Genomic DNA, 19974 nt, shown 5'->3' with positions numbered 1-19974 from the left:
GTCGTGCCTTGCGGCGTCATCGTTTCCGGACGGCATGCGCAAGCCTTGACCCGTCACGCTCCGTCCGCCTCCCTGTTCGGATTTGTCACCTGCCGAGGGCCGGGGTGTCAATTCGCAACTGACCGGTCTGGTATGGCAGGCAGGAGGATATTGGAATGAATTTCAATATTAAATATTAAAATCAATAGATAAATAGATATACATAATGTGAATTCTTACCGAATTTTGCTGCCACTTTCGATGGGGTTCAGTAAACCGAAAGCCCATCCAAGCGGGATCTGAGCCATTTTCCGGCATCCCATCCCGCATCCTAACGGCGGAAACCCTGTGGCATCATGACCCAATGCGCAGCCAGTAAGCGCATACACGACCGGCTTGCGCCAAGCCGGATAATCTTAGTAAAACCGTCAATGATTCCTTACGTATGGTTCCGGGGCTGGACCGGGCATGCACAGCAGCGAAAGGCACCGTGATGAGCAGGCACTCCCCCGAAGATCTGCGCCGCCTTCTGACCCAGGACAGCGGCCGCCCCTATGATCTGGCCGAGCGGCTGGGCGTCCCCGAAGCGGCGCTGGTCGCGGCGCGGGTCGGTCATGGCACCCTGCGCATCGACCCTCTTCCCGGCCGGCTGATCCCGTGCGTGCAAGCCTTGGGCGAGGTGATGGCGCTGACCCGCAACCGCTCTTGCGTGATTGAAAAAATCGGTACCTACAACGACTTTCACGACGGCGAACATGCCGCCATGACGCTGGATCCCGAAATCGACCTGCGCATCTTTCCCCGTCACTGGACCCATGCCTTTGCTGTCGAGCAAGAGACCGGAACCGGCACCCGACGCTCGATCCAGATATTCGATACGGCCGGCGATGCGGTGCACAAGATCCATCTGCGCGAGACATCGGACCTGACGGCATGGGACACGCTGCGGCGCGACCTGGCGCTGGCCGATCAGTCCGACAGCGCCGACTTCCACCCCCGCGCACCGGTCGAACCGCCCAAGCCCAACCCCGAACGCGCCGACGCGCTGCGTCAGGAATGGGCGCAAATGACCGACACGCACCAGTTCAACATCCTGATCCGCCGGCTCAAGATGAACCGGCTGGGTGCCTATCGCATCGCCGGAGGGCCGCTGGTAAGGCCGCTAACGCCCGAGGCGGTGCCGACCCTGCTGGAGCGTATCCATGCCGATGGCGTCGGGGTGATGTTCTTTGTCGGCAACATGGGTTGTATCGAGATCCATTCGGGGACCATCCATTCGCTCAAACCCATGGGGCCTTGGCTCAACGTCATGGACCCGCGCTTCAACCTGCATCTGCGCGTCGATCACGTCGCCGAGGTCTGGGCGGTGGACAAGCCGACCAAGCGCGGCCCCGCAATCTCGGTCGAGGCGTTCGATGCCGAGGGCGCGCTGATTTTTCAGTGCTTCGGCCTGCGTCCCGAAAAGGGCGGCGATGCCGAAGCATGGGCAGCGGTGGTCGCCGAACTACCGGCGCTGGCAAGGGCGGCGGAATGAAACGGCTGGCGCTTGCCTTGATCCTTCTGGCTGGCGCCGCCAGTGCGGAAACCTACCCCGAGGCCCGGCGCGTGCTGTCGCTGGGCGGCTCGGTGACCGAGATCATCTATGCCTTGGGCGAAGAATCGCGGCTGATTGGACGGGACACATCCTCGAACTGGCCGCCCGAAGCCAATGCCCTGCCCGATGTTGGCTATGTCCGCGCGCTTTCGCCCGAAGGCGTGTTGTCGGTTTCGCCCGATCTGATCATCGCCGAAGAGGGCGCCGGCCCGCCCGAGGCGGTCGCCGTACTGAAATCGGCCGGCCTGCCCTTTGTTAGCGTCGACGAACGCTATGACGCCCAAGGCGTGCTGCAAAAGATCGATGCCGTCGCCGCGGCGCTTGGCATACCCGACAAAGGTCACGCGCTGCACGAAAAGCTGGCGGCCGAGCTGGATGCTGCGGCCAGCCGGGCGGCAGCGGTGGGCACGCCCAAGACGGTGCTGTTCATCCTGTCGCTGCAAGGCGGGCGCGTCCTGGCAGCCGGAACCGACACGGCGGCGGATGGCATCATCACGTTGGCCGGCGCGCAAAACGCCATGCAGGGCCTCAGGGGCTACAAGCCCATCACCGACGAGGCACTGATCGAGGCGGCACCCGACGTCATCCTGATGATGCGCCGCGGCGACGAGCAGGCGGACACCGAGGCCAACGGCGGCAACAGCGAAACCGAGACGAAACAGGCGATACTGGCCCTGCCGGCGCTGGGGCAGACCCCGGCAGGACGCAGCGGCGCACTGGTAATCATGGACGGGCTCAAGCTCTTGGGCTTTGGCCCTCGCACCGGCGAGGCGGCGGTCGAGCTGCACGACCTGATCTATGGAGGGTGGTAATGGTGGCCCTTTCACCCGAACTCCGCCAGCCGGCACGGATCGAGGGTGATCGCAGCCATCTTGCGCGTCGCCTCTGCCTGTTTCTGGCGCTGCTGCTGGTCGGGATGGCTGTGGTGTCGCTGGGTTGGGGGGCCTCGGGGACTTCGCTGACGCGGGCAATCGCGGACCTGCTGACGGGACAAGAGCTTGCGGCGCAGGACCGGGTGGTCCTGATGGATATCCGCCTGCCGCGTGTGCTGATGGGCATCTTTGTCGGGGCGTCGCTGGCGGTCTCGGGCGCAGTGATGCAGGGCCTGTTCCGCAATCCGCTGGCCGATCCGGGCATCGTCGGCGTCAGTTCGGGCGCATCGCTTGGGGCGATCCTGGCCATCGTGCTGGGCGGCTCGTTGCCGGCGGGAATTGCGGCGATATTCGGTGGGTATCTTGTTCCATTTGCGGCCTTTGCCGGCGGCTGGCTGACCACCATGGTGCTTTACCGCATCGCCACGCGACGTGGGCGTACCTCGGTCGCAACCATGCTGCTGGCGGGCATCGCCCTTGGTGCGATCATGGGCGCGCTTTCCGGCGTGGTGATCTTACGCGCCAATGACCGGGAACTGCGCGATCTGACCTTTTGGGGGCTCGGCTCGCTCGCCGGGGCGAACTGGCCCAAGCTGCTGGCCGGAGCGCCGATCATGGCGATGGCGCTGGTCTTTGCCCCCTGGCTTGCGCGCGGCCTGAACGCGCTTGCCTTGGGAGAGGCGGCGGCCGGCCATATCGGCATCCGGGTGCAAAAGGTCAAGAACCTTGCCATCCTGACCGTTGCCGCCGCCACCGGCGCTGCAGTCGCGGTTTCGGGCGGCATCGGTTTTGTCGGCATCGTGGTGCCGCATCTGTTGCGGCTGGCCAGCGGGCCCGATCACCGCTGGCTGCTGGTGAACTCAGCGCTCTTGGGCGGGGTCACGCTGCTGCTGGCCGACATGGTCAGCCGCACGATCATCGCGCCGGCCGAACTGCCGATCGGCATCGTCACCGCCATCATGGGCGGCCCGTTCTTTCTGTGGATCCTGTTGCGCAACCGAGGGGTGCTGGACCTGTGAGCCTGATCGCCACCGATATCTCGGTCAGTCTTGGCCGCAAGCAGATCCTGCATGAGGTCTCGGTCGAGGCGCGGGCGGGCGAGATCACCGCCATCGTCGGGCCGAACGGTTCGGGCAAGACCACCTTGATGCGCGGCCTGACCGGCGAACTTGCCTGCCGTGGCCGCATCACCCTGAACGGCCGCGACATCGCCGATATGTCGCCCGAGGAACTGGCGCAGTGCCGGGGGGTGCTGCCGCAGGCGGGGGCGTTGTCATTTCCCTTTACCGTGGCCGAGGTGGTGCGCATCGGCGTCGAGGCACGGGGCGAGCGTGCCGATGCTCTGGTGCCTGCAGCACTGGCGGCGGTCGATCTGCCCGGCTTTTCCGGCCGGCTTTATCAAGAGCTGTCCGGCGGCGAACAGCAACGGGTGCAGCTTGCGCGGGTACTGGCACAGGTCTGGCATCCCGTGGATCAGGCCGGCCCGCATTGGCTGTTGCTGGACGAGCCGGTCAGTAGCCTCGACATCGCCCATCAATTGACGGTCATGCGGCTGGCCGCCGATTATGCGCGGCGCGGCGGCGGCGTGGTTGCGGTCATGCACGACCTGAACCTGACCGCACTTTTCGCGCAAAAGCTGGTGCTGATGACTGCGGGACGCGTGCTTTGCCAAGGCCGCCCTGACGAGGTTTTGACCGATGCGGCGCTTTCGGGCGCCTATGGCTGCCGCCTGCGGGTCAATACCGTGCCCGACAGCGGCATCTGGGTGCTGCCGCACGCGGCGGCATAAAAGGGCGGCCGATCCCGCCAGTCGGGTTTGACCGACCAAAGCACCGCGACCTTTAGCCGCGCCCATTTGCAACCCCGGCCTGTCATCAACATATTCAGCCTGAGGCCGGCGATGGAAGGGGAACCCCGATGCATACCATGACGCTGGAAAGACCCGGCACACTGGTCTGGCCCGAGCCCGCCGACCGCAACCCCATCCCATCCCGGCCCATCCCATCCCGGTCAGTGCCCCTTGGCCGGCGCATGCCTGCGCTGCGCGAGGCAAATCCCGCATTCAACGACCTGTGGTCCTGCCGTCTCGACGCTGTTGCCGCGCCCATGCTATGAATTGCCGGGCGTGGTGACGCCCGCCCAGCCCCTTTCCTTGTCTGGACCTGCCGCCATGAAGGAAACAGCGAACCTGCCCGAAAGCGGTTCCACAGGGACCAATATCACGCCCTATCGCGCCATCGACCGGTTGCGCGAAGCGACTGTTGCGGGATTGGGTACCGGCATCTCGCCCCTGGCGCTTGGCATGGCGCTGATCGACTGGTCCGCGCATCTGGCCGCCGCGCCGGGCAAGCGGATGGAGCTGGCCGGCAAGGCCACGCAGGACGCAGCGGACCTCATGGCTCGGATCGTGGCCCTTACCGTCGGGCCGAAGACCCAGCCGACTCCGCAGGACCCGCGTTTCGCGGACCCGGCATGGCGAAATCCGCCCTTCAGCATCTGGGCGCACGGCTTTCTTTTGGCGCAGCAATGGTGGCAGGCGGCCACCAGCGACGTGCCCGGTGTCGATCCGCATCATGAAAGCCTGTTGTCGGCGACGGCCCAGCAATGGCTGGACATGGTATCGCCGGCAACCCTGCCCCTGACCAATCCCGAGGTTATCGTCCGCAGCATCGAAACCGGCGGGCTAAGCCACCTCGTCGGGCTACGCAACTGGTTCGAGGACATGGCGCATCTTGCCGCCAACAGGCCCCCCGTCGGGGCCGAGCGGTTCCGTCCCGGCCATGAGGTCGCCACGACCCCGGGCAAGGTGGTATTTCGCAATCACCTGATCGAGCTGATCCAATATGCCCCCGCAACCGAAACGGTGCTGGCCGAACCGGTGCTGTTGGTCCCGGCATGGATCATGAAATATTATGTGCTGGACCTGTCGCCGGAAAACTCGCTGGTCCGCCATCTGGTTCAGGCCGGACATACGGTGTTTTGCCTGTCCTGGCGCAATCCGACCGCCGAGGACCGCGACCTGACGCTGGACGATTACCGTAACCTTGGGATCATGGCGGCGGTGGATGCGATCTCGGCCGTTCTGCCGGGGCAGCGCATCCATGCGGCGGGTTATTGTCTGGGCGGCACGCTGCTGGCCATCGCGGCGGCAGCCATGGCCGGGGCACGGGACAACCGGCTGGCCACTGTCTCGCTTTTGGCGGCGCAGACGGATTTCACCGAGCCGGGGGATCTGGCGCTGTTCATCGACCACGACCAGTTGCACAGGCTGGAAAGCGTGATGTGGCAGCGCGGTTACCTGACGGCCGACCAGATGCTGGGCGCGTTCCGCTTTGTGCGCTCAAACGATCTGGTGTGGTCCCGCATGGTGCGCGCCTATCTGCTGGGCGAACGCGAGCCTATGACCGACATCGCCGCCTGGAGCGCCGATTCGACCCGCATGCCCTATCGCATGCAAGGCGAATACCTGCGCCGCCTCTATCTGGAAAATGCGCTGGCCAGCGACCGGTTGCTGGCCGAGGGCAGACCCGTGGCGCTGCGCAATATCCGCGCGCCGATCTTTGCTGTCGGGACCGAGGACGATTATGTCACCCCATGGTCGTCGGTCTATCGGCTGCACTGTCTTTGCGATGCCGAACTGACCTTTGTGCTGGCGGACAGGGACCATCTGGCGGGCATCATCCATGACCCGGCGCAACCCGGCAGCCATTACCGCATCGCCACAAGGCGACGGAACGGCGCTTATCTTTACCCCGAGGATTGGGCACAGGCTGCCGCCATGCATTCGGGCTCATGGTGGACGGCCTGGACCGATTGGCTGGCGCACCACTCCACAAAGAAGCGGCAGGCACCACCCGATATGGGTGCGGCGGCAGCAGGCTATCCGCCGCTGGGGGATGCGCCGGGCAGCTATGTCCGGCAAAGATAGATGCCGGCGCGGGGTCAATCCTGGGGCGCAAGCAGCGCCGCCGCCTCCATCGCCATCATCCGCTCTTCATTCGCCGGGATGACCAAAGTGGCGAAATCACCCAGCATAGCCATGTGGCGCAAGATCGCATTGCGCACCGGGGCCGCATTTTCGCCGATGCCGCCGGTAAAGATCATCGCGTCGATCCCCCCCAATGAGACCGCCATGGTCGCCGCCGCCTGCGCGCATTTCAACGCAAAGAAATCCAGCGCGAAACGCGATTGGCGGGAGTCATCGGCCAAAAGCGCCGCGACATCGTTCGACTTGCCCGACATGCCCATAAGGCCCGAGCGGTTATAGATCAGATCCTCGATCTCCTCGGGGGTCATACCGAAACTGCGCTGCATCAGCAGAATGGCGCCGGGATCAACAGCACCCGAGCGCGTGCCCATGGGAATGCCGTCCACCGCGGTCATGCCCATGGTGGTATCGATACTGCGCCCCCCGCGCATGGCACACAGGCTGGCACCATTGCCCAGATGCGCGGCAACAACCCGGCCCTGATGCAGATCGGGATGGTCGCGCGCCAACACCTGCGCCAACCACTGATAGGACAAACCGTGAAAGCCATAGCGGCGGATGCCCTGTTCGAACATCGGCTCGGGCAGGGCAAAATGGGTAAACAGCGCATCGCGCCCGGCATGAAAGGCGGTGTCGAAACAAGCGAGGTTCGGCACGTCGTCCCCCACCAGCCGGCGCGCGGCAGTAATCGCTGCCAGCCCATGCGGCTGATGCAGGGGCGCAAGCGGGATCAATTCCCGCAAATCCGCCAGCACCTGCGGCGTCACCGGGGTCGAGCGGGTATAGCGTGTGCCGCCATGCACGATGCGATGCGCCACCGCCTCGATCCGCCAGCCGTCGTCATTTGCATCGATGAAATCCAGCACCGCCTGCATCGCCGCGCTGTGATCGCCGCCTGCGGCAAGGGGGCTGCGGGATTCGGGCGCGCCGCTCAGCCTCGCCGCCAGTTCGGCATCCGCGCCGATGCGGCTGACCGCGCCGCGCGCCAGCAGTGCCAACCCCTTGCGCGCAAAGACGCGGAACTTGAGACTGGAGGAACCTGCATTCAGGGTCAGGATCGCCGGGATCATTTGATCTGCCCCAGTCGCCGCGCCTCGGCCATCAGCACGGCCAGCGCGGTGGAAAGCATCCGGGCGCGCACGGAATCGGCCCGGCTGGTCAGCATGATCGGCACTCGTGCGCCCAACACGATCCCCGCCGCATCCGCGCCGCCCATGAAAATAAGCTGCTTGGCCAGCATATTGCCCGATTCGATATCCGGGACCAGCAGGATCTCGGCCTGACCGCCCACCGCCGAGACGATGCCTTTTTCCTGGGCGGCGGCAAGGCTGACCGCGTTGTCGAAGGCCAGCGGACCGTCCAGCACCGCATCGGCGATCTGGCCGCGATCTGCCATCTTGCACAGGGCGGCGGCATCCAGCGTCGCTTGCATCCTGGGGTTGACTGTCTCAACCGCGGCCAGGATGGCGACATTAGGCCGCGCCGGACCCCAGAGCGCACGCCAAAGCGCGATGGCGTTGCACAGGATATCCGCCTTGACCGAAAGGTCGGGGGCGATGTTCACCGCCGCATCTGTGATGATGAAAGGCCGGGGATAATCATTGGTCAGCATCAGGAAGGCATGGCTGATGCGCCGCTCGGTGCGCAGCCCGGCGGCAGGGTCGATCACCGCACCCAGCAATTCGTCGGAATGCAGCGAGCCCTTCATGATCGCACCGACCTGCCCGATACCCGCCATGGCGGCGGCGCGGGCGGCAGCGGCATGGCTGTGTTCGGCATCGACGATCTCGAAATCCTCGGCGGCCAGCCCCGCCTCGGCCAGCGCCGCCGCGATGCGGCCGGCCGGTCCGATCAGCACCGGCTCGATCAAACCCGACATGCGCGCATCGTTCACGGCCTCGAAAACGGTGTGGCGCACCGGATGGACCACGGCGGTGCGCAAAGGCGGCAGCCCGGCACAGCGGTCGATCATGGCTTGATAGGCGTCAGTCATCGGTCACCTTCCATTCTGGCGCGTATCCGACTTTGAAAATCCCGATATACCGGCAAGAGACAAGCAAAATCCCGGCTCTTGCCGGGGAACGTCGCGGGAATGTGGGTCTGCGGCGACAGTTCCGCCAGAGGGTCGGGGGTCAGTTGACCCCACCCAACAGCCGCGCCATCTCGGCACGCAATTCCGACAGTTCGAACGGTTTGGCGATGAAGCCGTCGGCGCCGAGCGCCAATCCCTTGCGGCGTTCGACCACCGAACCGCGGGCGGTCATCAGCAACACGCGCACATCGCGCATAGTTGGGTCGGCACGCATCGCCTGGACAATCTCATAGCCCGAAATATCGGGCAGCATGATGTCCAGAAGCACCAGATCCGGCCGGTTGGCGCGAACCTCGTCCAGTGCGCCATCGCCACCAGTGAGCCGCTTGTAGCTGTGGCCGGCCCTTGCCAGCAGGAACTCCAACGCGGCGGCGATATTGTCCTCGTCCTCGACGATCAGGATATGGGCCATTCCCCCCTCCGAAAACCGGACACCGGAACTGGACAAGGCCCGATCCGGAACGAAGATGGCCCGCCCCAAGGGGGACGGGCCGGCATTTTCAGTGCGACGAAGCTTGCGAAGCGCCGATCCCGGTTTCCGACCGGACCTGTTGAGCCGGGAAACCAGCCCGGTCGATACGCGCCCGCTGGCCATTGTCCATCTTGGACACGAGCCAGATGCCCAGGAAGGCCAACGTCATCGAGAACAGCGCCGGCGAGGTATAGGGGAAGGGCGCCGATCCGGCAGGATTGCCCAGCGTCGCTTCCCAGACCGAGGGCGACAGCACCGTCAGCACGACCGAGGAAATCAGTCCCAGGAAGCCACCGACCACTGCGCCGCGCGTTGTGCAGTCCTTCCACAGCACCGACATGAACAGCACCGGGAAGTTCGCCGAGGCAGCCACCGCGAAAGCCAGCGACACCATGAAGGCGATGTTCTGGTTTTTGAACGCAATGCCCAGCACGACCGCGACAATGCCCAGCCCGATGGTGGTGATCCGCGAGACGCGCAGTTCACTGCCGGGAGGCGGGTTGCCGTCCTTGATGACGGTCGCATACAGGTCATGGCTGACCGCCGAGGCACCCGAGAGTGTCAGCCCGGCAACCACCGCAAGGATGGTGGCAAAGGCCACGGCCGAGATGAAGCCCAGGAAGATATTGCCGCCGACCGCATGGGCCAGATGCACAGCCGCCATGTTGCTGCCGCCGATCAGACCACCCGACCCGTCGAGAAACTCGGGATTGGTCAGCACGAAGGTGATGGCACCAAAGCCGATGATGAAGGTCAGAAGGTAGAAGTAGCCGATCCAGCCAGTCGCCCACATCACCGATTTGCGCGCTTCCTTGGCGCTAGGCACGGTGAAAAAGCGCATGAGGATATGCGGCAGGCCGGCGGTGCCGAACATCAGCGCCATACCGAAGCTGATTGCCGAGATCGGGTCCTTGATGAAAGTGCCCGGTCCCATGATCAACTGACCAGCCACGGCCGCTTCTTCGGCGGTGGCGCCACCGGCAGTGGCAATCTCGGCCTTCACGCGCGTGGCATCGGCAAACATCCTCTCGGGGCTGAAGCCATAGTGCCACATCACCATGAAGGACATGAAGGTGGCGCCGCCCAGCAGCAGGCAGGCCTTGATGATCTGCACCCAGGTGGTGGCGGTCATGCCGCCGAACAGGACATAGACCATCATCAGCGCGCCGACGATCACCACGGCGATCCAGTAATCCAGCCCGAACAGAAGCTGGATCAGCGAGCCGGCGCCCACCATCTGCGCGATCAGGTAGAAGGCCACAACGACCAGCGTTCCCGAAGCCGCAAAGATGCGGACCGGAGTCTGGGCGAAACGGAAAGCCGCCACATCGGCAAAGGTAAACCGGCCGAGGTTGCGCAGCCGCTCGGCCATCAGGAAGGTCAGGATCGGCCAGCCGACAAGAAAGCCGATCGAATAGATCAGCCCGTCATAGCCCGAGATCATGACCGCCGCCGAAATCCCCAGGAAAGAGGCAGCCGACATATAATCTCCGGCGATGGCAAGACCGTTCTGAAAACCGGTGATGCCGCCGCCTGCGGTATAGAAATCCGCAGCCGACTTCGTCTTGGAGGCGGCCCATTTGGTGATGTAAAGCGTGCCAAGGACGAAAACACCGAACATGACAATGGCGGTCCAGTTCGTCGGTTGTTTCTCGGCCCCCTGGATGACATCGGCCGCCATGGCTGCACCCGGCATCGCCAGAAGTGCGGCCAACAGGCCCTTGCGCAGGATATTGTGGTTCATTTCAGCGCCTCCCGCCGGATTTTCTCGCTGAGTTCGTCGAACTCGCCGTTCGCGCGGCGCACATAGATGCCGGTGATGATGATGGTAAAGACGATCACGCCAAAGCCCAGCGGGATGCCCCAGGTCATGACACCGTCACCGATCCGGGTGGCGAGCAGTTCCTTGTCGAAAGCGATCATCAGGATATAGCCGTAATAAACGACAAGCATCGCAATGGTCAGGATCCAGCCAAAGCGGGATCGTTTCGCTTTCAGTAGTTGATAATTCGGATCTGCGGCGATCCGTTCGGCCAGATTGTCTTGCATCGGGGTCGAGCTCCTCCACTGCCACGATTTGCGGTCTTCTCGGCCGCGCCGGCGATACCCGGCGAGACGGAGCTTTCCTTGAAAATTTGTCAGCAGGCGGCGGGCCCTCCAGCCAAGCCGCAGCCAACCCATGGGCGCGGCGTTGCGCCCATGGCCATCACTGTCTTATCCGAGGCCGACGCGTTTTTGCTGCCGGCCCCCGGTCGTCAGTCGCGGTTCATCCGGTTCGCGATCAGATCATCCACAACGCCGGGATCGGCGAGCGTGGAAATATCGCCCAAGGCGCCGAAATCGTCCTCGGCGATCTTGCGCAGGATGCGGCGCATGATCTTGCCCGAGCGCGTCTTGGGCAGGCCCGGCGCCCATTGGATAAGGTCGGGCTTGGCGATGGGCCCGATCTCGGTGCGCACCCATTTTTCCAGATCGGCGCGCAGATCATCGGTGGGTTCGACGCCGTTCATCAGCGTGACATAGGCATAGATACCCTGCCCTTTCATCGGGTGCGGATAACCGACCACCGCCGCCTCGGCCACTTTCTCATGCGCCACGAGGGCGGATTCGACCTCGGCAGTGCCCATGCGATGGCCCGAGACGTTGATGACGTCATCCACCCGGCCCGTGATCCAGTAATAGCCATCCTCGTCCCGGCGGCAGCCGTCGCCAGTGAAATAATAGCCCGGATACTGCTGGAAATACGTCTCCATGAAGCGCTGATGGTCGCCCCAGACGGTACGCATCTGCCCCGGCCAGCTATCCGAGATGCACAGCACGCCCTCGACGCCATTGCCGTCTTGCGACACGCCGGTTTGCGCGTCCAACAACAGCGGCTTGACGCCAAAGAAGGGCAGCGTGGCCGAGCCCGGCTTGGCCTCAATGGCGCCGGGCAGAGAAGTGATCATGTGGCCGCCCGTCTCGGTCTGCCACCAGGTATCCACGATCGGGCAACGGCCCTTGCCCACATGCTTGTCGTACCAGATCCAGGCTTCCGGGTTGATCGGCTCGCCCACCGTGCCCAGCACGCGCAGGCTGGAAAGGTCGTGTTTCTCGACCCACTCCGGTCCCTGTGCCATGAGCGCGCGAATGGCGGTCGGCGCGGTATAGAACTGGTTGACCTTGTGCTTTTCACACACGGCCCAGAAGCGGCCGGCATCGGGCCAGGTGGGCACGCCTTCGAACATGAGCGTCGTGGCGCCGTTGGCCAGCGGGCCATAGACGATATAACTGTGGCCGGTGACCCAACCCACATCGGCGGTGCACCAGAAAATATCGCCGTCCTTATAGTCAAAGACGTATTGATGGGTGATCGCGGCATAAAGCAGATAGCCGCCGGTCGAATGGACCACGCCCTTGGGCTTGCCGGTGGAACCCGAGGTATAAAGGACAAACAGCGGGTCTTCGGCATTCATCGGGCGCGGCGGGCAATCCGGGCTCACCTGCTCCATCATCGCCAGCACATCGACATCGCGGCCATCAATCCAGGTGGTCTGGTCGCCGGTATGCTTGATGACGAGGCAGCGCACCCGGTCCGAACAATGCAGCAAGGCCGCGTCGGTGTTCGACTTCAGCGCGGTGCGACGGCCGCCGCGGGGCGCGGTGTCGGCGGTGATGACCAGCTTGGCGCCGCTGTCATTGATGCGGTTCGCCAGCGCATCGGGCGAGAAGCCGGCGAACACGATAGAGTGGATGGCCCCGATCCGCGCGCAGGCCAGCATCGCATAGGCGGCCTCGGGGATCATCGGCAGATAGATCACCACCCGGTCGCCGCGCATCACACCCTGACTCAGCAGCACGTTGGCGAAACGGTTCACCTTTTCGGACAGCTCGGCATAGGTGATGTGTCGCGCGGGCTGGTTCGGGTCATCAGGCTCGAAGATGATTGCGGTCTGATTGGCGCGCGCGGGCAGGTGGCGGTCGATACAGTTGACCGAGGCGTTCAGGACGCCGTCCTCAAACCATTTGATCGAAACCTGGCCCAAGGTGAAATCAGTGTTCTTCACCTTGGTATAAGGCTCGATCCAATCGAGACGTTTGCCCTCGCGCCCCCAGAATCCCTCTGGGTCCGAGATCGATTCGGCATACATGCGGGCATAGTCAGCCGGCTTGACCAAAGCATCCTCGAAGCCCGATGGAACCGGATGTTTCGCAACATTTTCAACAGACACGACGCGCCTCCTCTACTCGCGATCCGCTCGGTTCGGGATGCCCGCGCCCTCCTCAAGGCGCAAAAACAGGCATCACACACCGATTGCGTGAGATGTTAATATGACTTTTGTTTTTCAGTAAACCCTTTTTTTATATGGAGAATTTAGTTAATAAATTGACCATAAAATCAGCATTTTTGTAAAATGTTCACAGATGCGTCAGAATACACCTGCGCGTGTCATTCCGGCACGCACAAACGCCGCCATGCGGTTGTCGCATGACGGCGTGAAAAGCGGATCGACCAAGGTCATGCCCGCGGGTGGGCTGCCTCCAGCTTGGCGCCGGCGAACCGGTCCAGCAATATCTGGATTTCCCGCCGGTCTCCGGTCAGGCATGCGGCCGTGGACAGCGCATCTGCCAACGCCGCGCTGGGGGCCGAGATGCTGACCGATCGCCAGACGGAACGCGCAGGCGCACCGCTACGCGGATCGAGGATGTGGCCATCTCGGCCAGCCTCATCAAAGCTGGTGCCCAGAGCGGCGGATGTCGCCAGCGCACGCGCGTTAAGACCTACCGCGCCGCCATCGGCCAGCCGGACCGGCCAATCCGCGCCATCCGGCCGGGACCCGACGGCCCGCAACTCGCCGGTGTCGATCAGGATGTTGCTCAGCCCCTCTTCCTCCAGCAGCGCGGCAACGCGATCGGCGACATAGCCCTGACCGATGCCATTCAGCGTCAACGCCATCCCCGGCTCCAACGCGATGCGGCCGGAATCCAGCCGCACCCTGTCCCAACCACCGCGCTCCAGCGCAGCGCGGCGCTGAGTTGGCGTAGGACGGTGACCGGCCACCGCAGCCTCGGCCCAAAGCGACCAGAGCGGTTGCACCGTGGGGTCGAACAACCCGTCGCTGGTCCTATGCACAGCACCGGCCAATGACAGGCAATCGAGCAGTTCAAACGGTGGCGCATCCACCGCGCCTTCCCTGTTCAGACGCACAAGCGCACTGTCCAGGCGATAAAGGCTGAGGATATTTTCCAGCCGGTCGATCTCTGCAAGACAACGCGAGGTGATCGCCTCAGCCTCAGGGTGGTCGATGCGGATCGAGGCGCGGGCACCAAGCGCCTGTCCGACCCAATGGCGGCCGGGCTGGGCGCGCAGCCCTCCCGGCAACAGCGCCACGGCGGCGGTAATGCTCAGAAAGCGACGGCGAGAAAGGGTCATGTCGCGGGCTCCTTGGGTTTGCTCAGTGCGCGCAGACGGTCCAGATAATCGTCGTCCGAACCGCTGTCGGGCACGACTTCTTCAGGGGTCAGCACCATCTCATCGGGGATTTCGTCCAGCCGCAGCACCTGTCCACCTTGGGCGGCGATAAAGGTGTCGGCAGCTTCGCGGCTTGAGAAGGGCACCGCCTCGGGTGCCTCCATCCCGCCCTTCATGGCAGAGCCCATCACGTAAAAGGCGTCCTCGGCGGGGATCCAGTTGCCCTGCCCCGGCTCTTCCCAAGTCGCGCCGGGCTTACCCATGTCGTTCACATAAATCGCCAGGATCGGGTGGCTCTGTTCCGGCATCCGGGCATAGGCGATGGCGTCGCGCACCTGGCTGAAAAACAGCGGCGTGCCCGGCATCCCCTCCAGATGCACCTGCGCCTTGGGGCCGGGGTGTTCCAGCAAGTTCATCTGGCAGAAATGCCCCGCCGTCTCGGCAGTGAACTCGACCGGAGAGATATCCTGCGCGACCTCGTCGCGACAGGCGGCCAGCCCAAGGACCAGCGCCAGTATCAGCGCAACTCTCATGGCGTAACCTTTCGGAATGCGGCAATGGCCAGACCCAGCGCGGCCAGCGGCCAAAGAAGGATAGAGGCCGCCGATTGCCAGAGCGGTATCGTTGCAGCGGCCCCCCCGACGCCGGCGGCGGCGGCAGTCGCCTCGGCCGCAGACAGGTTGAACAGGCGGAATGCGTCGGCAGGGTTGGCCAAAAGCGCGATGGGCAGCACTTCAGTGGTGAAACTGCCGCCACCATCGGCAACGATCAACGCCAGAAGACCCAGATCGTAAAGCACGACCAGCCCCAGCCACAGGCCGATTGCCAGCCCCGCCGCGCCCGAGGGACGGCGCGCGATGCTGGAAAGCGCATAGCCCGCACCAAGGAAGGTGGCCCCCAGCAGTATCGAGCTCCACATCAGACGCCAAAGCGCGGGCACTCCGGCAAGCGAAGCCGGATCGGTCCAGATCGCGGCCAGCGCGGCGGCGCCATAGCCCGCCCCCACCGCCAGCGCCAGAATCGCCATATGCGCCACCAGCTTGCCGATCAGCACCTCCGACCGGGCAACCGGATAGGTCAGTAAAAGCGGCAGGGTGCCACGCTCGACCTCGCCTGCAATGGCGTCGAAACTCATCAGCAGCGCCAGAAGCGGGACGAGATAAACCGCAAGCGAGGTCAGCGAGGCAACGATGACCGACAACCGATCAGCGCCGATATCCCCGGTAGGCGCCGCCCCGGCGGCCGCCAGCACCAGCGCAAAGATCACCATCAGGCCGATCGCAATGGCAACCCAGCGGTTCCGCATCGCAATGCGGAACTCCAGCATCGCGGTGGAAAGGATGCGGCGGATCATTGCCCGTCCCTCCGGCTGAAATGGCTATAGATATCCTCAAGGCTTGGAGGGACCACATCAAGGTCTGCGACCTGTGCCCCCAGCCCGGAAATCTGTGCCAAAAGACCCAGTTTTTCATCTTGCGCACATGCCAGATGCAACGTGCCGTCATCCGTCCGACGTGCCTGCGGCAAGGCAGCGACCAGCGCCTCGACGGCACCCGCCGCCGGTGTGACGGTCAATCCGACCGGCAAGGCGGCGCGGCGGCGCAACTCGGCAAGCGTCCCTTCGGCCACCATGCGGCCTTGAGACAAAATCAGGATGCGGTCGGTGCGGGCCTCGACCTCGGTCAGCGCGTGCGAGGAAAGCAGGATCGCCGCCCCCTCTGCCGCCAACCCGTCCAGGAGCGCATAAAAATCGCGCCGCGACACCGGATCAAGGCCCGAGGTGGGCTCATCCAGCACCAGAAGCCGTGGTCGCCCGATCAGGGTCTGGGCCAGACCCACACGCTGGCGCATCCCCTTGGAATAGGTGCCGATACGCCGGTGCGCGGCTTGGGCAAGGCCCACACGCTCCAAAAGCTCCATGGCCTGACGCGGGTTTTCACCGCGCAGCGACAAATAATAGCGGATCTGCTCTTCCCCGGTCAGCGCCGGATGAAAGGCGGCGTTCTCGGGCAGGTAGGCCACGCGCGTGCGGGCTTGCGCAGAACCGGGGGCGCTGTCGCAAACGCGCACCTCTCCCTCATCAAAGGGTATCAGGCCCAGAATGATCTTCATCATTGTGGACTTGCCGGCGCCGTTATGGCCCAGAAGCGCGACACGCATACCCTGCCCCAGTTCCAGCGAAACCTGGGACAGCGCCTCGACGTTTTGGAAACGCTTAGTGAGTCGCGAGATCGTTAAGGTCGATGTCATCGTAATTTCCTTCTGTCCAACGCCCGGCGACCTCGGCTTCGTAAGCTTCGATCTCGGGGGGGACAGGGATTGTCAGGGGGCGCATCAGCGGCGCGCTGTCCTGCACACCGCCCGGCAAGGTTGCGGGAAAGCTTTGCTGGCTCCAGCGGATCAGCTGCACAGCGGGCGATCCGGTCAAAAGAGCGGCGGCCGGCTGCGACCAAAGAATATGATCCATCAGATCGTTCGGGCGATAAACACCATCGGCGATCCCGTCTCCGTTCAGATCGAAACCCGGATGATCGGACCAGAAATTGCCGCGCCCCTCATGGCTCCATTCGACATGGCGGGTGCCGACATATTTCACCTGCTCGCGATTGCCGATGAAAGCATTGTCGGTCAGCACGTTACGTTCGGAACCGGCAGTGAAATGGATACCGATGCCGCAGTCCTGAAAGCGATTTTCCCAGATCAGGTTCTTGTGCGCGTTATAGATGAACAGGCACTTTGCAGCCCCGCCCCGGATCAGATTGCCCGACACATCGGCATTGTTGGCATAGTTCAGCATCAAGCCGTGTTCACGATCGCCAAGGCTGAGATTGTCGCGGATCACCGTCCGGTCCGAATACATGATGGCAAAGCCCAGATGGTTGCCGATGCTGATATTTCCGGACACCTCGGTGTTGCGGGTATACATGAAATGCACCGCAAACCGCAGATCGCGAAACAGATTGTCGCGATAGAAGCTGTCGGCACTGGTATTCGAGAAGATGCCGTCGCGGCCATAGCGGATGACATTGCCCTGAACCACAGTGCCCGGGCTGTTCCAGACGTAGACGCCATTGCCGCGTTCGTTCATGCGCGTGTCGCGCGTGCCGGTAATTTCATTGCCGATGACGCGGGCATCGCGGCCGCCATGCACGTCTATGCCATGCATGTTTTCGGTCAGCCTCAACCCAAGGACCTGCGCCCTGTCAGCGCCCTTGAGGATCTTCACCCCGGCATTGAGATCCTTGTTCACCATGCCCGAGCCGGTAACGGCAAAGCCGCGCAGCGTGACATCGGGGGCAGCAATGGTAACCACCGTCCCTTGGCCTTGGCCATCAATGACAGCGGCGCGGGTGCCGGTGAGTGTCAGCGATCGGTCGATGATGACGGGGCCGATATGGACCCCGTCGCCAAGTCGCAACACATCGCCGGGGGCAGCCCCGGCGATGGCATTTGCCAAGCCGCCCTCGCCCGGCGCCACGGCATGCTCGACCGCAAGCGCAGGCCAGGCAAGCAGCAGAGCAAGGACTAAGGACAGGCTGCGCATCAGGTCAGGCCTTCTTCGGTTCGACCAGCATGCGGCCACGCATTTCCATGTGCAGCGCATGGCAGAACCATTGGCAGTAATACCAATAGACCCCCGGATTGGCGGCGGTAAAGGTGATCGAAGAAGTCGCCTGCGGCCCGATCTCCATGGCGACACCGTGGTTACCCATGGTGAAACCGTGGGTCAGGTCGTCGATCTCGTCAAGGTTCGTGATAATGACCGTGACTTCATCGCCCTCGTTCACCGTGAAACTCTCGATCGAGAAGCTGGGCGCCACGCTGGACATGTAGACCCGCACCTTGTTGCCGTCGCGGATGATCGTGTCGGTCCATTCGTCGATGTTGACGCCATCCGCCTCGGCCTGTTTGCGGGTTTCAGCCCACATCGGGTCGTTGCGGTCCCAGACCGACTTGATATTCGACAAAACCGCAGGGTCCACGCCGATGGCATCATGCGGTTCAGCAAAGGTGGGGCCGTCATGCACCAGCACCATCTTGTCACCCGAAATGTCGATCAACTGGTCGTTTTCCGGCTTCAGCGGGCCGACGTTCAGGAAACGGTCCTTCGAGAACTTGCACAGACAAACCAGCCAGTCGTTGCGGGCATCCAGCGTCTCGCCCATTACGATCTTGAGGTGACCGGGCTGGTAATGCACGTCCAGCTTTTGCTTGATCGGGTCGATCTTTTCGCCGGCATAGGCTCGAATCGCCTCGTCAAGGCTCCACTTGACCACCTGGCTGTCGATGAAGAGTGAGGTATAGGCGTAGCCGCGCCCGTCAAAGGCGGTGTGCAACGGGCCGAGACCCAGTTCCGGTTCTGCCACCACCGGGCTGCGCAGGTCGGCGCCTTCATTGAAGATCGCGTCGAACTTGGTCACATCAAGCACCGTCACCGTGGGCGAAAGCTTGCCCGCAATGACAAGGTGCTTCTTGTCCGGCGCCATGTTGCAACCATGCGGGTTGTTGGCGATGGGGATGTAGCGGGTGAACTGGCTGTTGGCTTCTTTCCGGCCGTCCAGAACCTTGCAACCGTTGACTTCTTGATAATCTCCGGCCGCAATCGCCTTTTCGATCTCGGCGAGGTTGAAGACGACGACGTGGTCCATCTCGGATTCGCTCATCTCGGCCAGGTTCATACCCATTTCCGAGTTGTACGAGGTCGAGAACGCCCATTTGCCTTCATAATCGGCGTCGCAGTTGTCGAGGTTGCCCGACACCAGAACTTGCCAGGCAACTTCCATCTCGTCGGCGTTCACGGCGGTGAACACGTTCACATAGGTGGACACGTCCTCCATCGTGGTGCCGTCGTTGATCAGCGGCGCCTCGTCCTCTCCGTTGCAGAAGATATAGTTCGAGCGCGGCCATTTCTGCGGACGCATGCCGTGGATGGCCTTGGCGTTCGGGATCTCCAGGATCGAATCGCATTTCATCACGTCGCAGCGCACCCGTGCCACGCGGGTATTGGCCTTGTCGTTCATGAACAGATAGCGACCGTCGTATTTGCCCTCGGTATAGGACATGTGCAGGTGATGCAGGTCGCCGTTGTCGTGGATGCGCTTGCCGTTCGCGGCCAGATGCTTCTTGGTCCGCTCGGTCATTGTGCGATCATGAATGTGCAACGATTCGTTGGTCTGGCCCCAGCCGGTGGCCGAACAACGGTTGAAAACCGGCACGCGCATCAATTCACGCATCGACGGGATGCCCATGATCCGCACCTCGCCGGTCTGGCCCGAGGACCAGAAGCCGTAATAGCTGTCAAGCTGGCCCGGAGCGATTGCCCCGTCGCCGCCCGCAGCCAATGCCGCACCAGTGCTGGCGGCCGTCGCGATACCCGCGGTGCCAAGCCCAAGCGCGGCCGGCCCAAGTGCCAACCGCCCCCCCAGAGCCCCGGCCGCAGCCGCGCCTCCGGCGGTTGCGCCCAGCAGCGCGCGGCGGCTGAGACCTTTATGCTGTTTCGATTCCATGATCGAACTCCTTCTGGT

The 19974-nt window shown here is 63.4% G+C and carries 17 protein-coding genes; 5 read left to right on the top strand and 12 right to left on the bottom strand.

Annotated elements, in window-relative coordinates; genetic code table 11:
- Positions 1 to 472: 472 nt before the first annotated feature.
- From JWJ88_RS16490 to JWJ88_RS16470, 5 genes are all read left to right on the top strand, one after another.
- Positions 473 to 1513: a hemin-degrading factor gene (locus tag JWJ88_RS16490; protein ID WP_205296776.1), complete on the top strand. Its 1041-nt coding sequence runs from the start codon at positions 473 to 475 to the stop codon at positions 1511 to 1513.
- Complete coding sequence (locus JWJ88_RS16485) at positions 1510 to 2385, top strand: heme/hemin ABC transporter substrate-binding protein (protein ID WP_205296775.1); 876 nt, start codon at positions 1510 to 1512, stop codon at positions 2383 to 2385. Before JWJ88_RS16490 ends, JWJ88_RS16485 begins: the two co-directional genes overlap by 4 nt.
- Entirely contained in the window at positions 2385 to 3464 is a 1080-nt protein-coding gene (locus tag JWJ88_RS16480; protein WP_205296774.1) for a FecCD family ABC transporter permease, read from the top strand. The genes JWJ88_RS16485 and JWJ88_RS16480 overlap by 1 nt, the downstream gene beginning before the upstream one ends.
- Positions 3461 to 4234: a heme ABC transporter ATP-binding protein gene (locus tag JWJ88_RS16475; protein ID WP_205296773.1), complete on the top strand. Its 774-nt coding sequence runs from the start codon at positions 3461 to 3463 to the stop codon at positions 4232 to 4234. Before JWJ88_RS16480 ends, JWJ88_RS16475 begins: the two co-directional genes overlap by 4 nt.
- 381 nt (positions 4235 to 4615) lie before the next feature.
- A complete protein-coding gene (locus tag JWJ88_RS16470) occupies positions 4616 to 6373 on the top strand; it encodes a PHA/PHB synthase family protein (RefSeq protein WP_205296772.1) in 1758 nt (585 codons plus the stop codon).
- Positions 6374 to 6387: 14 nt separating this feature from the next.
- Here the strand turns inward: JWJ88_RS16470 and JWJ88_RS16465 are convergent, their stop codons facing one another.
- The 12 genes from JWJ88_RS16465 to nosZ form a co-directional block, all read right to left on the bottom strand.
- Positions 6388 to 7503: an acetate/propionate family kinase gene (locus tag JWJ88_RS16465; RefSeq protein ID WP_205296771.1), complete on the bottom strand. Its 1116-nt coding sequence runs from the start codon at positions 7501 to 7503 to the stop codon at positions 6388 to 6390.
- Positions 7500 to 8426, bottom strand: a complete 927-nt coding sequence (locus tag JWJ88_RS16460) for a bifunctional enoyl-CoA hydratase/phosphate acetyltransferase (protein WP_205296770.1) — start codon at positions 8424 to 8426, stop codon at positions 7500 to 7502. Before JWJ88_RS16460 ends, JWJ88_RS16465 begins: the two co-directional genes overlap by 4 nt.
- A gap of 139 nt (positions 8427 to 8565) precedes the next feature.
- Positions 8566 to 8937 carry a response regulator transcription factor gene (locus JWJ88_RS16455; protein ID WP_205296769.1) on the bottom strand — a complete coding sequence of 124 codons (372 nt, stop codon included), beginning with the start codon at positions 8935 to 8937 and terminating at the stop codon, positions 8566 to 8568.
- Between the two features lie 88 nt (positions 8938 to 9025).
- A complete protein-coding gene (locus tag JWJ88_RS16450) occupies positions 9026 to 10693 on the bottom strand; it encodes a cation acetate symporter (RefSeq protein ID WP_240200375.1) in 1668 nt (555 codons plus the stop codon).
- Between the two features lie 44 nt (positions 10694 to 10737).
- Complete coding sequence (locus JWJ88_RS16445) at positions 10738 to 11046, bottom strand: DUF485 domain-containing protein (protein ID WP_205296767.1); 309 nt, start codon at positions 11044 to 11046, stop codon at positions 10738 to 10740.
- A gap of 206 nt (positions 11047 to 11252) precedes the next feature.
- A complete protein-coding gene (gene acs / locus JWJ88_RS16440; RefSeq protein ID WP_205296766.1) occupies positions 11253 to 13208 on the bottom strand; it encodes an acetate--CoA ligase in 1956 nt (651 codons plus the stop codon).
- Between the two features lie 287 nt (positions 13209 to 13495).
- Positions 13496 to 14410, bottom strand: coding sequence for an FAD:protein FMN transferase (locus tag JWJ88_RS16435; RefSeq protein WP_205296765.1), 915 nt, complete (start codon positions 14408 to 14410; stop codon positions 13496 to 13498).
- Positions 14407 to 14982 carry a nitrous oxide reductase accessory protein NosL gene (locus tag JWJ88_RS16430; RefSeq protein WP_205296764.1) on the bottom strand — a complete coding sequence of 192 codons (576 nt, stop codon included), beginning with the start codon at positions 14980 to 14982 and terminating at the stop codon, positions 14407 to 14409. Before JWJ88_RS16430 ends, JWJ88_RS16435 begins: the two co-directional genes overlap by 4 nt.
- On the bottom strand, positions 14979 to 15803 hold the full coding sequence (locus JWJ88_RS16425; RefSeq protein WP_205296763.1) for an ABC transporter permease: 825 nt from the start codon (positions 15801 to 15803) through the stop codon (positions 14979 to 14981). Before JWJ88_RS16425 ends, JWJ88_RS16430 begins: the two co-directional genes overlap by 4 nt.
- Complete coding sequence (locus JWJ88_RS16420; protein WP_205296762.1) at positions 15800 to 16699, bottom strand: ABC transporter ATP-binding protein; 900 nt, start codon at positions 16697 to 16699, stop codon at positions 15800 to 15802. Before JWJ88_RS16420 ends, JWJ88_RS16425 begins: the two co-directional genes overlap by 4 nt.
- Complete coding sequence (locus tag JWJ88_RS16415) at positions 16665 to 17993, bottom strand: nitrous oxide reductase family maturation protein NosD (protein ID WP_205296761.1); 1329 nt, start codon at positions 17991 to 17993, stop codon at positions 16665 to 16667. The genes JWJ88_RS16420 and JWJ88_RS16415 overlap by 35 nt, the downstream gene beginning before the upstream one ends.
- A gap of 4 nt (positions 17994 to 17997) precedes the next feature.
- The gene (gene nosZ / locus JWJ88_RS16410) at positions 17998 to 19956 is read right to left on the bottom strand and encodes a TAT-dependent nitrous-oxide reductase (protein ID WP_205296760.1); all 1959 of its coding nucleotides are present in this window, start codon (positions 19954 to 19956) and stop codon (positions 17998 to 18000) included.
- Positions 19957 to 19974: the final 18 nt, after the last annotated feature.

Source organism: Paracoccus methylovorus (genome assembly GCF_016919705.1).
Classification (GTDB): Bacteria; Pseudomonadota; Alphaproteobacteria; order Rhodobacterales; family Rhodobacteraceae; genus Paracoccus; species Paracoccus methylovorus.
Note: the sequence above shows the minus strand (reverse complement) of the source record. Positions and strands in the feature narration are given on the sequence as shown.